Origin of the sequence: Streptomyces lacrimifluminis (genome assembly GCF_014646095.1) — a bacterium.
Taxonomy (GTDB): Bacteria; Actinomycetota; Actinomycetes; order Streptomycetales; family Streptomycetaceae; genus Streptomyces; species Streptomyces lacrimifluminis.
In genome coordinates, this window is the sequence record NZ_BMMU01000019.1 from 1 (window position 1) to 15,509 (window position 15,509).

At 69.8% G+C, this 15,509-nt stretch carries 12 protein-coding genes; 4 read left to right on the plus strand and 8 right to left on the minus strand.

What is annotated here, in order from left to right:
- Positions 1 to 244 precede the first annotated feature (244 nt).
- From IEY89_RS25465 to thyX, 3 genes are all read right to left on the minus strand, one after another.
- On the minus strand, positions 245 to 1,930 hold the full coding sequence (locus tag IEY89_RS25465; RefSeq protein WP_189149826.1) for a ribonuclease J: 1,686 nt from the start codon (positions 1,928 to 1,930) through the stop codon (positions 245 to 247).
- A 128-nt stretch (positions 1,931 to 2,058) separates the two neighbouring features.
- A complete protein-coding gene (gene dapA, locus IEY89_RS25470; protein ID WP_189149827.1) occupies positions 2,059 to 2,958 on the minus strand; it encodes a 4-hydroxy-tetrahydrodipicolinate synthase in 900 nt (299 codons plus the stop codon).
- Between the two features lie 217 nt (positions 2,959 to 3,175).
- Positions 3,176 to 3,916, minus strand: a complete 741-nt coding sequence (gene thyX / locus IEY89_RS25475) for an FAD-dependent thymidylate synthase (protein ID WP_189149828.1) — start codon at positions 3,914 to 3,916, stop codon at positions 3,176 to 3,178.
- Positions 3,917 to 4,091: 175 nt separating this feature from the next.
- Between thyX and IEY89_RS25480 the strand changes: the two genes are divergently transcribed.
- Together IEY89_RS25480 and IEY89_RS25485 are read left to right on the plus strand one after the other, a co-directional pair.
- Positions 4,092 to 4,331 carry a hypothetical protein gene (locus IEY89_RS25480; RefSeq protein WP_189149829.1) on the plus strand — a complete coding sequence of 80 codons (240 nt, stop codon included), beginning with the start codon at positions 4,092 to 4,094 and terminating at the stop codon, positions 4,329 to 4,331.
- Positions 4,332 to 4,459: 128 nt separating this feature from the next.
- Positions 4,460 to 5,017: an SCO5741 family PH domain-containing membrane protein gene (locus IEY89_RS25485; RefSeq protein ID WP_189149830.1), complete on the plus strand. Its 558-nt coding sequence runs from the start codon at positions 4,460 to 4,462 to the stop codon at positions 5,015 to 5,017.
- Positions 5,018 to 5,100: 83 nt separating this feature from the next.
- On the opposite strand, the gene IEY89_RS25490 is transcribed toward IEY89_RS25485, so the two are convergent.
- From IEY89_RS25490 to rpsO, 5 genes are all read right to left on the minus strand, one after another.
- Positions 5,101 to 5,559 carry a hypothetical protein gene (locus tag IEY89_RS25490; protein WP_189149831.1) on the minus strand — a complete coding sequence of 153 codons (459 nt, stop codon included), beginning with the start codon at positions 5,557 to 5,559 and terminating at the stop codon, positions 5,101 to 5,103.
- An 8-nt stretch (positions 5,560 to 5,567) separates the two neighbouring features.
- On the minus strand, positions 5,568 to 6,320 hold the full coding sequence (dapB, locus tag IEY89_RS25495; protein ID WP_189149832.1) for a 4-hydroxy-tetrahydrodipicolinate reductase: 753 nt from the start codon (positions 6,318 to 6,320) through the stop codon (positions 5,568 to 5,570).
- A 49-nt stretch (positions 6,321 to 6,369) separates the two neighbouring features.
- A complete protein-coding gene (locus tag IEY89_RS25500) occupies positions 6,370 to 7,749 on the minus strand; it encodes a M16 family metallopeptidase (RefSeq protein ID WP_189149833.1) in 1,380 nt (459 codons plus the stop codon).
- Positions 7,746 to 9,986, minus strand: coding sequence for a polyribonucleotide nucleotidyltransferase (locus IEY89_RS25505; protein WP_189149834.1), 2,241 nt, complete (start codon positions 9,984 to 9,986; stop codon positions 7,746 to 7,748). Before IEY89_RS25505 ends, IEY89_RS25500 begins: the two co-directional genes overlap by 4 nt.
- 304 nt (positions 9,987 to 10,290) lie before the next feature.
- Positions 10,291 to 10,578, minus strand: coding sequence for a 30S ribosomal protein S15 (gene rpsO, locus IEY89_RS25510; protein ID WP_189149835.1), 288 nt, complete (start codon positions 10,576 to 10,578; stop codon positions 10,291 to 10,293).
- A 309-nt stretch (positions 10,579 to 10,887) separates the two neighbouring features.
- On the opposite strand from rpsO, the gene IEY89_RS25515 reads away from it, so the two are divergent.
- The gene (locus IEY89_RS25515; protein WP_189149836.1) at positions 10,888 to 11,277 is read left to right on the plus strand and encodes a DUF397 domain-containing protein; all 390 of its coding nucleotides are present in this window, start codon (positions 10,888 to 10,890) and stop codon (positions 11,275 to 11,277) included.
- Positions 11,278 to 11,769: 492 nt separating this feature from the next.
- Entirely contained in the window at positions 11,770 to 15,471 is a 3,702-nt protein-coding gene (locus IEY89_RS25520; protein ID WP_373287291.1) for an SCO5717 family growth-regulating ATPase, read from the plus strand.
- Positions 15,472 to 15,509: the final 38 nt, after the last annotated feature.

Sequence of the window (15,509 nt, forward strand, 5' to 3'; positions counted from 1 at the left end):
CGATTTCCTCGGCGCTTTCCAGGTTCCCGCTTTCGCGTTTCCCTTTCCGGCGACTCCGACTTTATCAGAAGTTCTGAGTCGGAATTTCCGTCCCGCTCGGGTGTGGTCCCTGACGCACAGTGGCGTCGGTTTCCCTCGCTGGCGGAGCCGTAAACCTACTGGAGCGGGGCTCCTCGATGCAAATCGAGGAGCCCCGCTCCGGGTTCACTCGCAGGATGGGCAGCTCAGGCGCCCTCCGTGAGTGTCAGACCTCCACGACGACCGGGAGGATCATCGGGCGGCGGCGGTAGGTGTCCGACACCCATTTGCCCAGTGTGCGGCGGATGAGCTGCTGCATCTGGTGGGGCTCCACCACCCCGTCCTGCGCCGACCGCTCCAGCACCTCGGCGATCCTCGGGACGACGTCGGTGAAGGCGGAGTCCTCGATGCCCGAGCCGCGGGCCTGGATGTGCGGACCGCCCGTGATCTTGCCCGTGGACGAGTCCATCACCACGAAGACGGAGATGATGCCTTCGTCTCCGAGGATCCTGCGGTCCTTCAGGGCGGGTTCGCCGACATCCCCGACCGAGAGACCGTCGACGTACACGTACCCCGCCTGGACCTTGCCGGAGATCTTCGCCTTGCCCTCGATGAGGTCGACGACCACGCCGTCCTCGGCGATGACGATCCGGTCGTGCGGGACGCCCGTCATGGCGCCCAGTTCGGCGTTGGCCCGCAGGTGGCGCCATTCGCCGTGGACCGGCATCAGGTTGCGCGGCTTGCAGATGTTGTAGAAGTACAGCAGCTCGCCGGCCGAGGCATGGCCGGAGACGTGCACCTTGGCGTTGCCCTTGTGGACGACGTTCGCGCCCCAGCGAGTCAGGCCGTTGATCACGCGGTACACCGCGTTCTCGTTGCCCGGGATCAGGGACGAGGCCAGGATCACCGTGTCGCCCTGGACGATGCGGATCTGGTGGTCCCTGTTGGCCATGCGGGACAGCGCGGCCATCGGTTCGCCCTGCGACCCCGTACAGACCAGCACGATCTGGTGGTCCGGGAGGTCGTCGAGGGTCTTGACGTCCACCACAAGGCCCGGCGGCACCTTCAGATAGCCCAGGTCCCGGGCGATGCCCATGTTGCGGACCATCGAGCGGCCGACGAAGGCGACCCTGCGGCCGTACTCCTGGGCCGCGTCCAGGATCTGCTGGATGCGGTGGATGTGGCTGGCGAAGCTCGCCACGATGACCCGCTTGCCGGCACCCGCGAAGACCTGGCGCAGCACGTTGGAGATGTCACGCTCGGGCGGGACGAAGCCCGGGACCTCGGCGTTCGTCGAGTCGGAGAGCAGAAGGTCGATGCCTTCCTCGCTCAGCCGCGCGAAAGTGTGCAGGTCCGTGAGGCGGCCGTCCAGCGGAAGCTGGTCCATCTTGAAGTCGCCCGTGTGGACCACCATGCCCGCGGGCGTGCGGATGGCGACCGCGAGGGCGTCCGGAATGGAGTGGTTGACCGCGATGAACTCGCAGTCGAAGGGGCCGATGCGCTCACGGTTGCCCTCCGTCACCTCAAGCGTGTAGGGGCGGATGCGGTGCTCCTGGAGCTTCGCCTCGATGAAGGCGAGGGTCAGTTTGGAGCCGATCAGCGGGATGTCCGGCTTCTCCCGCAGGAGGTAGGGGACGGCACCGATGTGGTCCTCGTGGCCGTGCGTGAGGACGATGCCCTCGATGTCGTCGAGGCGGTCCCTGATGGACGTGAAGTCCGGCAGGATCAGGTCGATTCCGGGCTGCTCCTCCTCGGGGAAGAGCACTCCGCAGTCGACGATCAGCAGGCGACCGCCGTACTCGAAGACGGTCATGTTGCGGCCGATCTCGCCGAGGCCGCCCAGCGGGGTGACCCGCAGGCCGCCCTCCGGGAGCTTCGGCGGGGCGCCGAGTTCAGGATGCGGATGACTCAAAAGACTCTCCTCACCACGCACGCCACGTACCGGCAAGGCACGTGGCGCGCATGACGTTCGTGCAAAAGCAGTTGTTGGATGTGGACTGCGGACAGAGATGTCCCGCTATTCAGTTGTGAAGTCTGGTGTCAGAGCTGTACCCCGCCGGCGGCAAGATCGATCTTGAGCTGGGTGATCTCGTCTGCCGACAGCTCGACCATCGGAGCGCGCAACGGTCCGGCGGGCAGACCCTGGAGGGCGAGCGCGGCCTTGGTGGTCATGACGCCCTGGGTGCGGAACATGCCCGTGAAGACCGGGAGCAGCTTCTGGTGGATCTCGGTGGCCTTCTGGACCTCCCCGGAGACGTACGCCTCGACGAGGGTGCGCAGCTCGGGCGTGACGACATGGCCGACGACCGAGACGAAGCCGACCGCGCCCACCGAGAGCAGCGGCAGGTTCAGCATGTCGTCGCCGGAATACCAGGCGAGGCCGGAGCGGGCGATGGCCCAGCTGGCTCGGCCGAGGTCGCCCTTGGCGTCCTTGTTGGCGACGATCCGGGGGTGCTCGGCGAGCCGGACGATCGTCTCGGTGCTGATCGGGACGCCGCTTCGGCCGGGGATGTCGTAGAGCATGACCGGGAGTTCGGTGGCGTCGGCGATGGCCGCGAAGTGCCGGTACAGGCCCTCCTGCGGGGGCTTGTTGTAGTACGGCGTCACCGTCAGGAGGCCGTGGGCGCCGGTCTTCTCCGCCGCGCGGGCCAGTTCGATGCTGTGGTGGGTGTCGTTGGTGCCGACGCCCGCGATGATGTGGGCCCGCTCGCCGACCGCCTCGAGCACGGCTCGTACGAGATCCGATTTCTCCGCGTCACTGGTGGTCGGCGACTCACCGGTGGTGCCGTTGATGACCAGGCCGTCGTTGCCTGCGTCCACCAGGTGGGTGGCGAGCCGCTGTGCGCCGTCGAGGTCGAGCGCGCCGTCCGCCGTGAACGGCGTGACCATGGCGGTGAGGACCCGCCCGAAGGGGGTCTGCGGAGTGGAGGTCGGAGCCATGGGTACCACGCTACTCGCTGCTCAGGGCGCGGTCTGCCCTAGGGGTGCGGGAAAAGTCATGACAAAGACGGAGCCCGGCACTGCCTGCTCGGGGGTTCAAGTAGTGCCGGGTCCGTTTGATCAGGCTAGATGAACCTCTCGAAATACCGCAATACGGACACTTCGCGAGGCTGATCCGTACATCTGTGCCCGGTGGCGAAACGTGCGTGCGTCTGCTTTACGGCGCAACCCTGCCGTTGGCGTTGAAGGCCGCGTGGGTCAGCGGCATGAGACTCGCCCACTCCGCCTCCATCTTCTCGCCGACCATCTCGATCTCCCGCTGCGGGAACGACGGCACCTTCGCCAGCTCGTGCTGAGTGCGCAGGCCGAGGAAGTGCATCAGCGAGCGCGCGTTGCAGGTGGCGTACATCGACGAGAACAGGCCAACCGGGAGGACCGCGCGGGCGACCTCACGAGCAACGCCCTGGGCGAGCATCTGCTGGTAGGTCCGGTACGCCTGACGGTACGAGTCCTCCATGGCGTGCTCCACGAGTTCGTGCTGCTCAGGAGTGCCCTCGACGAACACGTACTTGCCCGGTCGCCCCTGCTGGACGAGCTTGCGCGACGTGTCCGGCACGTAGAAAACGGGCTGCAGCTCCCTGTACCGCCCGGACTCCTCGTTGTACGACCACCCCACGCGGTGTCGCATGAACTCCCGGAAGACGAAGATCGGGGCGCTGATGAAGAACGTCATGGAGTTGTGCTCGAACGGGCTGCCGTGCCGGTCTCGCATGAGGTAGTTGATCAGCCCCGTCGAGCGCTCCGGGTCCTTGCCCAACTCGTCCAGGGACTGCTCCCCGACGGTCGACACACGGGCCGCGAACAGTACGTCGGAGTCGGCCGCGCTGTGTTTGACCAGCTCGACGGTCACCTCGCTGCGCAGGTCGATCTTGAACTCGTCGTCGGGGGTGGGGCTCACGGTCTGGAGGGTCCTTCCCATCTCGTCACTTGGGCGACGCCACTCTACGACCCACCAAACGGGACTTTCACCATCGTCACAGAGTTAAGTCGGTGAAACCGGGCACCATTTGGGGCACTCGCTCGTCTGTACAAGCAACAGCGATTCGTTCGATCCCTCAAGGAGAAGTACTCCCATGTTCCGTCGGCGCGAGCCCGTTCCGTTCGCCTTCATCGCCGAGGCCGACAGGTTCCGCAGCAATGTCGCTCCCCCGCCCCGTGAGCGCGCGTCCGCCGGTGACATAGCTGGGCGTTGGCTCCTGGGACTCACCATCGTCGCCGGGCTCGTGGGCTCCCTGGTCCTCGGGATGCCGGCGCTGTCGGTCGACCGGTCGGCCGCGCAGACGCAGCAGTCCGAGGCTGCCGACAGTCGTTGATGGCGCGTCCGGCTGCGGCCGAATGGCGTGGTCCTGCCCTCCTCGGGCCCCCAAGGCTGGTGACCGGGCGGCCGGCTGTATAACCTCACCGGGCACTGCCCGCGCATGGAACTGAGTGAGGACCAGCCGTGCCCCTGCCCTTCCTGACGGCCGACCGCGCCTCCGACGAGGCCCTGGCCGGACACGCGCTGCCGTTCGACGACCGTGATCGCTGGCGGCGCCCCTACCGGCCCGGCCCCTGGCGGGTGGGTGCGGCGGCGCTCCTGCTGCTGCTCGCCTCGTACGTGCTGTTCGCGGCGGTCATCATCGCGGCCACCGGCGAGTTGTCCGGCGGTGCCGTGTGTCTCGGCATCGCGCTGGCCGTCATCGCCGTGGCACTGCGCCTGCTGCGCGCCGGCGTGTGGGTGAGTGCGCACGGGCTGCGCCGAGTGGGCTTCCTCGGTACGCGGACGACGCGCTGGGAGAACGTCGTCGCTGTACGGACGGTGCAGCGGCCGGTGCGATGGCTCGGTCTGCCGCGCACTGTGCAGGGGCAGGCGCTGCTCCTCGAACGGCGGGATCGGTCCGCAGACGACATGGCTCCGCTGCTGACCACGCACAACGCCGACTTTCTGGGCCGTATGGAGGCGTTCGACCGGGCTGCGGACAGCGTCGAGGCGTGGGCCGCGGAGTTCGCGCGGGGTTAGTCGGCGGGTCTGCGACCAGGACAGCACACAGCACGCTGAGAGGGCCGGCCCCCGGTCGGGGCAGGCCCTCTCAGCGTGTGTGCTCAGGCTGCCTGAGCGGGTGACCTGCCGGCGTGCAGGGCGATCGCGCGCTGCATCGCCTTGCGGGCGCGCGGCGTGTCGCGGGCGTCGTGGTAAGCCACGGCGAGGCGGAACCAGTTGCGCCAGTCGTCGGGGGCCGACTCCGTCTCGGCCTTGCGCCTGGCGAAGACCTCGTCGGCCGAGTCGCGGTCGACCCGGCCGCTCGGGGTGCGCCGCAACTCGTCGGCGGGCAGCCCGCCCTCGGCGTCGAGTTCGGCGGCGAGGCGGTTGGCGTCGCGGACGAACTGCGTGTTCTTCCAGAGGAACCACACGCCGATCCCCGGCAGGATCAGGACCGCCACGCCGAAGGTGACGGTCAGGAGCGTGCCGGTCTGTATGAGCATGACCCCACGGCTGCCGACCAGGACGAAGTAGAAGACCAGGACGACGGCCGTGAGGGCGTAGGAGAGTTTCGCGCGCATGACGTCCCTCAGCCGAGGTCGAGGAAGTGTTCCAGGCCGAAGGTGAGGCCCGGGCTGTCCACGACGCGGCGCGCGCCGAGCAGGATGCCCGGCATGAAGCTGCTGTGGTGGAGCGAGTCGTGGCGGACGGTCAGCGTCTCGCCCTCGCCGCCCAGCAGGACCTCCTGGTGGGCCAGGAGGCCACGCAGGCGTACGGAGTGCACGGGCACCCCGTCGACGTCCGCGCCCCGGGCGCCGTCCAGCGCCGTCACCGTGGCGTCCGGTGCCGGAGCCGAGCCCGCCTTGGACCGGGCCTCGGCGATGAGCTGCGCCGTGCGTGTCGCGGTGCCACTGGGCGCGTCCACCTTGTTCGGGTGGTGCAGCTCGATGACCTCGACCGACTCGAAGTAGGGCGCCGCGATCTGCGCGAACCTCATGGTCAGTACGGCCCCGATGGAGAAGTTGGGCGCGATGAGCACGCCCGTCTCCGGGGACTGGGCCAGCCAGCCGGTGAGCTGCGCGAGGCGTTCGTCGGTCCAGCCGGTGGTGCCGACGACCGCGTGGATGCCGTGGCGCACGCAGAAGTCGAGGTTGCCCATCACCGAGGCCGGGGTGGTCAGTTCGACCGCGACCTGGGCACCGGTGTCGGCGAGCGTCTCCAGCTTGTCGCCCCGGCCGAGGGCGGCGACCAGCTCCATGTCCTCGGCGGCCTCGACCGCCCGCACCGCCTCGGCACCGATACGGCCGTTGGCGCCGAGGACCGCCACGCGCAGCTTGCTCATGTTCTTGCTTCCTTACCGGACGGATACGGGTGTGGAGCGGATACGGCTGTCAGGCGACGGCCTCGTGCAGACGCGCCGCCTGCTTGTCCTTGAGCGGGCCGATGACCGCCAGCGACGGGCGCTGCCCCAGGATCTCGTGGGCGACCTCACGGACGGCGTCCGGGGTGACCTCGGCGATCCGGGCCAGCATGTCGTCCACGGACATCTGGTCGCCCCAGCACAGTTCGCTCTTGCCGATACGGTTCATCAGCGCGCCCGTGTCCTCCAGGCCGAGCACCGTCGAACCGCGCAACTGGCCGATGGCGCGGCCGATCTCCTCGTCGGAGAGGCCGTGCTCGGCGACGTGGTCGAGTTCGTCGCGGCAGATCTTCAGCACGTCGTGGACCTGTGAGGGCCGGCAGCCCGCGTACACGCCGAAGAGGCCGCAGTCGGCGAAGCCGGACGTGTACGAGTACACGCTGTACGCCAGTCCGCGCTTCTCACGGACCTCCTGGAAGAGGCGGGACGACATACCGCCGCCCAGAGCCGTGTTGAGCACGCCCAGTGCCCAGCGGCGCTCGTCCGTGCGGGCCAGGCCCGGCATGCCGAGGACGACATGGGCCTGCTCGGTCTTGCGGCCGAGCAGTTCGACGCGGCCGGCCATCCGGATGCTGCGGCGGCCGTCGCGCGGGGCGATCGGCTGGGCGTCGGGCTTCCTGAGGGCGCCGGCCTTCTCGAAGGCCGCGCGGACCTGGCGTACGACCTTGTTGTGGTCGACGTTGCCGGCCGCCGCGACGACGAGGTGGGTCGGGTCGTAGTGCTTCTTGTAGAAGCGGCGGATGCGGTCCGCGGTGAGGGCGTTGACCGTGTCGACCGTGCCGAGGACCGGGCGGCCGAGGGGGGTGTCGCCGAGCATGGTGTGCGCGAACAGGTCGTGCACACAGTCGCCCGGGTCGTCCTCCGTCATCGCGATCTCTTCGAGGATGGCACCGCGCTCGACGTTGACGTCCTCTTCGAGGATCAGGGAGCCCGTGAGCATGTCACAGACGACGTCGATGGCGAGCGGCAGGTCGGTGTCGAGCACGCGCGCGTAGTAGCACGTGTACTCCTTCGCCGTGAACGCGTTCATCTCGCCGCCGACCGCGTCGATCGCGGAGGAGATGTCCAGCGCCGACCTGCGCTTCGTGCCCTTGAAGAGCAGGTGCTCCAGGTAGTGCGTGGCGCCGTTCAGCGCCGGCGTCTCGTCACGGGAGCCGACGTGCGCCCAGATGCCGAAGGTCGCGGAGCGGACCGACGGCAGGGTTTCGGTGACGATGCGCAGGCCGCCCGGGAGGGTGGTCTTACGGACCGTGCCGATGCCGTTGGTGCCCTTGATCAGGGTTTGCGTACGGGCAACGGCCCGCGCCTCCGAAGAGGTGCGGGCCGTCGCCGTGGAGGTGCTCGATGTCACTGGTCGCCCGCAGCGGAGCTGCTGTCGGACGCGGTGTCCTTCTTGTCCTCGTCGCCTTCACCCTCGATGACCGGGATGAGCGACAGCTTGCCGCGGGAGTCGATCTCGGCGATCTCGACCTGGACCTTGGAGCCGACGGCCACCACGTCCTCGACGTTCTCCACGCGCTTGCCGCCGGCGAGCTTGCGGATCTGCGAGATGTGCAGCAGACCGTCCTTGCCCGGGAGCAGCGACACGAACGCGCCGAAGGTGGTCGTCTTCACGACCGTGCCCAGGTAGCGCTCGCCGACCTCCGGCATGGTCGGGTTGGCGATCGCGTTGATCGTGGCGCGGGCGGCCTCGGCCTGCGAGCCGACCTGGGCACCGATGTAGATGGTGCCGTCGTCCTCGATCGTGATCTCGGCGCCGGTGTCCTCCTGGATCTGGTTGATCATCTTGCCCTTGGGGCCGATGACCTCACCGATCTTGTCCACGGGGATCTTGACGGTGATGATCCGCGGGGCGTTGGGGGACATCTCGTCCGGCGTGTCGATCGCTTCCATCATCACGTCGAGGATGTGGAGGCGGGCGTCACGGGCCTGCTTGAGAGCGGCGGCCAGGACGGAGGCCGGGATGCCGTCCAGCTTGGTGTCGAGCTGGAGGGCGGTCACGAACTCCTTGGTGCCGGCGACCTTGAAGTCCATGTCACCGAAGGCGTCCTCCGCACCGAGGATGTCGGTGAGGGCGACGTAGTGCGTCTCGCCCTTGATCTCCTGGGAGATCAGGCCCATGGCGATACCGGCGACGGGGGCCTTGAGCGGCACACCGGCGTTCAGCAGCGACATGGTGGAGGCGCAGACCGAGCCCATGGACGTCGAGCCGTTGGAGCCGAGGGCCTCGGACACCTGACGGATCGCGTACGGGAAGTCCTCGCGCGACGGCAGGACCGGCACGATCGCGCGCTCGGCGAGCGCGCCGTGGCCGATCTCGCGGCGCTTCGGGGAGCCGACGCGGCCGGTCTCGCCGACGGAGTACGGCGGGAAGTTGTAGTTGTGCATGTAGCGCTTGCGCGTCACCGGGGAGAGGGTGTCGAGCTGCTGCTCCATCCGGAGCATGTTGAGGGTGGTGACGCCCAGGATCTGGGTCTCGCCACGCTCGAACAGCGCCGAGCCGTGCACGCGCGGGATGGCCTCGACCTCGGCGGCGAGCGTACGGATGTCCGTGACGCCGCGGCCGTCGATGCGGACCTTGTCCTTGATGACGCGCTCACGGACCAGGGACTTGGTCAGCGAGCGGTAGGCAGCGCTGATCTCCTTCTCGCGGCCCTCGAACTGCGGGAGCAGCTTCTCGGCGGCGAGGCCCTTGACGCGGTCCAGCTCGGCCTCGCGGTCCTGCTTGCCCGCGATGGTGAGCGCCTGGGAGAGCTCGTCCTTGACGGCGGCGCTGAGCGCCTCCAGGACGTCGTCCTGGTAGTCGAGGAAGACCGGGAACTCGCCGGTGGGCTTGGCGGCCTTGGCGGCGAGGTCGGCCTGGGCCTTGACGAGCACCTTGATGAAGGGCTTCGCGGCGTCCAGACCGGCGGCGACGACCTCCTCGGTCGGCGCCTCGGCGCCGCCCGCGACCAGGGCGATGGTCTTCTCCGTGGCCTCGGCCTCGACCATCATGATCGCGACGTCGCCGTCATCGAGGACGCGACCGGCGACGACCATGTCGAAGACGGCGTCCTCGAGCTCGGTGTGCGTCGGGAACGCGACCCACTGGCCGTTGATCAGCGCGACGCGGACGCCGCCGATCGGGCCGGAGAAGGGCAGACCGGCCAGCTGCGTGGACGCGGAGGCGGCGTTGATCGCCACGACGTCGTACAGGTGGTCGGGGTTGAGCGCCATGATCGTGGCGACGACCTGGATCTCGTTGCGCAGGCCCTTCTTGAAGGACGGGCGCAGCGGGCGGTCGATCAGGCGGCAGGTGAGGATCGCGTCCTCGGAGGGCCGGCCCTCACGACGGAAGAAGGAACCGGGGATCTTCCCGGCCGCGTACTGGCGCTCCTCGACGTCCACCGTGAGGGGGAAGAAGTCGAGCTGGTCCTTGGGGTTCTTGGAGGCGGTGGTGGCCGACAGCACCATGGTGTCGTCGTCCAGGTACGCCACGGCGGAGCCGGCGGCCTGCTTGGCCAGGCGGCCCGTCTCGAAGCGGATGGTGCGGGTGCCGAAGGAACCGTTGTCAATGACGGCCTCGGCGTAGTGGGTCTCGTTCTCCACTAGCGTTTTCTCCGATACTTTTTCGTCTTTTGTCCCGTCCTGCCCGTGTGGCAGAGGGACGTGGGGTCGGAGAAGCGCGCCTTCTGATTGCGGGCCGGTCTTCGATCGAAGCACCCGGGGGTTCAGTCCCGGGGGCCACTACCGAGGACCGGCGGCGGCGAGGTGCGCTTCTCCTCGTTCGTGTCCTGCGTTCATGTCCTGCGTATTGCGTTGTGCTACCACACTACAAAGAGGTGGTGACACTCCGCACGTACAGCAAAGGGAGCGGCCCCCTAAAAGTGGGAACCGCTCCCTCCACGGCGTCTTACTTGGCGCCCGCCGCACCGCGGCGGATGCCGAGGCGGTCGACCAGCGCACGGAAGCGCTGGATGTCCTTCTTCGCCAGGTACTGGAGAAGGCGGCGACGCTGACCGACGAGGATCAGCAGACCACGACGGGAGTGGTGGTCGTGCTTGTGCGTCTTGAGGTGCTCGGTCAGGTCCGAGATACGGCGCGAGAGCATCGCGACCTGAACCTCGGGGGAGCCGGTGTCGCCCTCCTTGGTACCGAACTCGGAAATGAGCTGCTTCTTCACTGCGGCGTCGAGCGACACGCGTGCTCCTCGTAGTCTTTGTCGTAGCCACCGAGTGCCCCTGGTCCACTTCTCAGGGGAGCTTCTGTAACTCGGGAGGCGGGAATCCGCTGGGCGCGGCCTCCGGAGTCGCTGACTCCAGGGGTGCGTACACAAACGGCCGTCGCCCAGGATAGCAGCAGGCAGAGGCCGTCCTCACCGTGGTGTGCAAACAGTCCGGGCGACGGGGACTCGGCCAGTAGGGTGAGCGCGCAGATCGTAGATCGTAGTTACGTACCGCAACACTCGTATGTAGTCGTATGACGTACGTCGGGAAGGGGTCGCTTCGCCATGGCGGAGGCACAGGGCGCTCAGGACACCACGGCCGCACAGGACGAGGACGTCAAGGCGCGCAAGGAGCGGGAGCGGGACGAGCTGTACTCCCTCGACATCTCGGGCGTCGAGTGGCACAGCGCCCCCGGTACGGAGGAGCACGAGGAGCGGGTCGAGATCGCCTACCTTCCCGAGGGCGCGGTGGCCATGCGGTCGTCCCTGGACCATGACACCGTCCTGCGCTACACGGAGGCGGAGTGGACGGCGTTCGTGCTCGGGGCGCGCGACGGGGAGTTCGATCTGGAGCCGACGGAGCTCAACGGCGGGCTCGCGGCGGCCGAGAGCGGCCCTTCGGGCTCGGGTTCCGGTTCAGGTGCGAGTACGGATTCCGGCGGGGACGTGGAGTAGTTCGCTCAGTCGTCCCGGGTGAGGGATCCAGGGGCGGGGCCGGTGCAGTGCGCCGGTCCCGCCCCTCTTTTTCGCGCGCTTTTCCGCGAAGTGCGTTGTCAGAGGGGCCGCCTACTATGCATGTGAGGTTATGGCGCCGGTGGGACAGATGTCGTAGCGATCCCGTCAACTCTCTTGCGGGAGAAGACGGTTCGAGCGCGGATGGGATCGGTTCCGGTCAGGCTGTGACGTAGTGGACGGTCACTGGGGGGTGGACGGGCCTGCCGGGGCAGGGGTCGTGGTGATTAGGCTGGGACCGGCGCGACGCCGGAACCCGTGGACCGGGTGCCGGCGTACCGGGGGGAAAGCCGGGCACATCGGACGACCTCCACCGCCCGACGCCGCACGAGGTGGGCACGACCCACGGGAATGCCGGCTTCGGACGAGACGAATACAGACGAGAAATGGTCGCCCAGCACGGCAAGAGGGTGCTCGACCACACCAGGAGGAATTGTGAACGGCGATCGGGACGGGAACCGCGGGGGCTGGGCCACGCCCGGCGACGACCAGTCCGACGTTGAGTCCGCCAGCGAGATGACGGGCGAGTTCACCATCGATTACGCGACGCCTGCCTGGTACACGCAGAACGCGTCGGGAGGGTCGGGGGCATCCGGTGACGACTCCGTCGGTGCGGCCGTCGAGGACGAGGCTGTCGCCGCTGCGTCGAGCGTCCCGGAGTCCGTGGACGACGTGGTCGAGCCCGCCGCAGCGGCTGAGGTCGTCACGGACATAACGGGATCCTCCGAGGACGAGGGCGACGACGGTACGGACACCAGCGAGGTCGCCGAAGAGGTGAGCGACTCCGTGTCCCCTCTCAGGGAGGGCGAGTCCCAGGATCAGGACGTCACCGACACCGCCGACGCCGCACCGTCGCAGCTTGTCGAGCCCACGGACGCGGACACTGACGCCGAGACCGACGCGCAGGACGCCGAGCTCGTCGAAGTGACGCCGGTCGACGTGGAGCGCGAGGGACCTGTAACCACGGAGTCGGTGTCCGCCGAGCCCGTGGCTGCCGAGGTCGCCGACGCCGAGCCCGAGGACGCGGAGCCCCAGGCTGCCGCCGAGCCCGAGCCCGAGCCCGAGGACGCGGAGCCGGTGCCGGTGCCGGTGCCGGATACGGCCGACGACGTGCGGGGATCCGCGCCGGTCGCGCCCGCGCGGGACTCGGTGCCCAGCGCACCGCTCAACATGCCCCCGTTGCCGGAGGGCGCGCCCGGGACCGTGCCTCCCTCGTGGGCACCCTCTCCGACATCTCAGAGCGGGCTGCCGCCGCTGCCTCCGTCGTTCCAGCCGGCCGGTGCTCCCGCCTCGGCGGGACAGTGGACCGCGCAGCCGCAACCTCAGCCGCCGACGCAGCCGGAAGCCGCGCCCGTTCAGCCACAGGCCGCGTCGGCCGCCCCGGCACCGGGCCGACCCCAGCCTCCCGCCGTGCCGGGCCAGCAGCCGCCCGTACCGCCCATGCAACCCCCGTTCCAGCCGCAGGCCCCGCAGCCCGCACCCGCCGTGTGGAACCCTCCTCAGCAGGTACCGGCTCCGGCTGCCCCGCAGGCGGGCTACGGCTTCCCGCCTCCCCACCCGACCCCTTCCCCGGGTGCGCCCCCCGCCGGCTACGGCTTCCCGCCGCAGGCAGCACCGACCGCCCCCACGGGCCCCAACGCCCAGGGCGGATACGGCTTCCCGCCCCCGAGCGCCCAGCCTCCGGCCCCGGACACCCAGGGTGGCCACAGCTCCCCTCCGCCGGTCGCACCTGCCCCGAACCCGGCAGGCCCCAACGCCCACGGTGGATACGGCTTCCCGCCCCCTGGCACCCCGGCCCCGGGCGCCCCGGGCGGCTACCGTCTTCCCCACCCCGGCGCACCCGCCCCGAACCCGGCAGGCCCCAACGCCCAGGGTGAGCAGAGCTACCCAGCCCCGGGCGCCCCGACACCGAACGCTCCGGGCGGCTACGGCCTTCCCCGCCCAGGCGCACCCGCCCCCATCCCTGCGGGCCCCAACGCCCACGGCGGATACGGCTTCCCGCCCCCCGGCACCCCAGGCCCGGGTATCCCTGCCCCCGCGCAGGACGCCTCCCCCACCGGATACGGCTTCCCGCCGCCGGCAGCACCGGCCGACATCGCGGGCCCGGCACCCGCGGCTCCCCACCCCCAGGACGGCTACGGCCTCCCCCGGCCCGGCGCACCCACCCCGAACCCAGCTGGGCCCAACGCCCAGGGCGGATACGGCTTCCCGGCCCCCGGCACCCCGGCACCCGCACCGACGGCTCCCGCCCCCCAGACCGGCTACAACGTGCCCCAGCCGGGGGCACCCGCCCCGAACCCGGCAGGCCCCAACGCCCACGGCGGATACGGCTTCCCGCCCCCTGGCGCCCCGGCCCCGGCCGCCCCCGACGCCCACAGCTCCCCCCAGCCCGCCGACCAACCCCCGGCTCCCGCCACCCCGGGTGGCCCCACTCCCCCGGCCCCGGCCGACACCGCGCCCCTGAGCCCCGCACCGGCACCCGCGCCGAGCGGGCCCCCCGCGCCCAACCCCCAGGACGGGTACGGCTTCCCGCCCCCCGCCGGACCCCCGCAGCCGGGGTACGGGTTCCCGCACCCAGGTCAGCCTGTCGTGCCCGGTGGATACGGGTTCCCCTTCCCCCAGCCGCCCGCGCAGGAGGTGCCGCCGCAGCCTCAGGTGCCGCAGCAGCCCGAAGCGCCCCACTCGCAGGCCGGGCCTCAGGTGCCCCCGCACGTGCCGGGACACCAGCCACCGGGTGCCGTTCCGGCGTCGCCTCCGCAGCCGGCGTACGGCCAGCCCATGCCCGGGGTTCCGCAGCCCGGGCATCCCGCCGGGCCGCAGCCGCCCGTGGATCCGCGTACCGGGGCCGCCTGGCCGCAGCCCATGCAGCACGACCAGCGGCAGATGACCAACCCCGGTGTCGCGCCGCTCGGTTACACCGCGGCTGTCGAGCTGTCCTCCGACCGGCTGCTCAGCAACAAGAAGCAGAAGGCGAAGAGCGGCCGGCCCGCAGCCACGTCCTCCCGGTTCAAGATCGGTGGGAAGAAGGAGGAGGCGGAGCGGCAGCGCAAGCTCGAACTGATTCGCACGCCCGTGCTGTCCTGCTATCGCATCGCCGTCATCAGTCTCAAGGGCGGTGTCGGCAAGACGACCACGACCACCGCGCTCGGCTCGACCCTCGCCACCGAGCGGCAGGACAAGATCCTCGCCATCGACGCCAACCCGGACGCGGGTACGCTCGGCCGCCGCGTGCGGCGCGAGACCGGGGCCACCATCCGTGACCTCGTCCAGGCGATCCCGTACCTGAACTCGTACATGGACATCCGGCGGTTCACCTCCCAGGCGCCCTCCGGGCTGGAGATCATCGCCAACGACGTCGACCCGGCCGTCTCCACGACCTTCAACGACGAGGACTACCGGCGCGCGATCGACGTACTGGGCAGGCAGTACCCGATCATCCTGACCGACTCCGGAACCGGTCTGCTCTACAGCGCCATGCGCGGTGTACTCGACCTCGCCGACCAACTGATCATCATCTCGACACCGTCCGTCGACGGTGCCAGCAGCGCCAGCACGACGTTGGACTGGCTGTCCGCGCACGGGTACGCGGATCTCGTCTCACGGTCCCTCACCGTCATCTCGGGTGTGCGCGAGACCGGCAAGATGATCAAGGTGGAGGACATCGTCTCCCACTTCGAGACGCGCTGCCGGGGCGTCATCACCGTGCCCTTCGACGAGCACCTCGCCGCCGGTGCCGAGGTCGACCTCGACATGATGCGGCCCAAGGTGCGCGACGCCTACTTCAACCTCGCCGCCCTGATCGCCGAGGACTTCGTACGGCATCAGCAGATGCACGGGCTGTGGACCTCGGACGGCAATCCGCCCCCCGTCGCCGCCCCGCCGCTGCCGGGACACCAGCAGCAGATTCCGGCGCAGCCGCCGCAGGGACAGCCGTACCCGGCCCCGCCCGCTCCAGGACAGGGCCACCAGGTTCCGCCGCCGCCCGGCCAGCCGGGGCAGTACCCGCCACCGCCCCAGCCCGGCCAGCCGTACCCGCCGCAGCAGCCGTACGGCTATCCGCCGCAGCCGGGACAGCCCTACCAGCCGCCCCAGCAGCAGCCCCAGCCCCCGCAGCCCGGTTACCCGCAGCAGCAGTAGCGGAAGTGAACAGAGAAGGCGGCCGGTGCCCTCGGGCA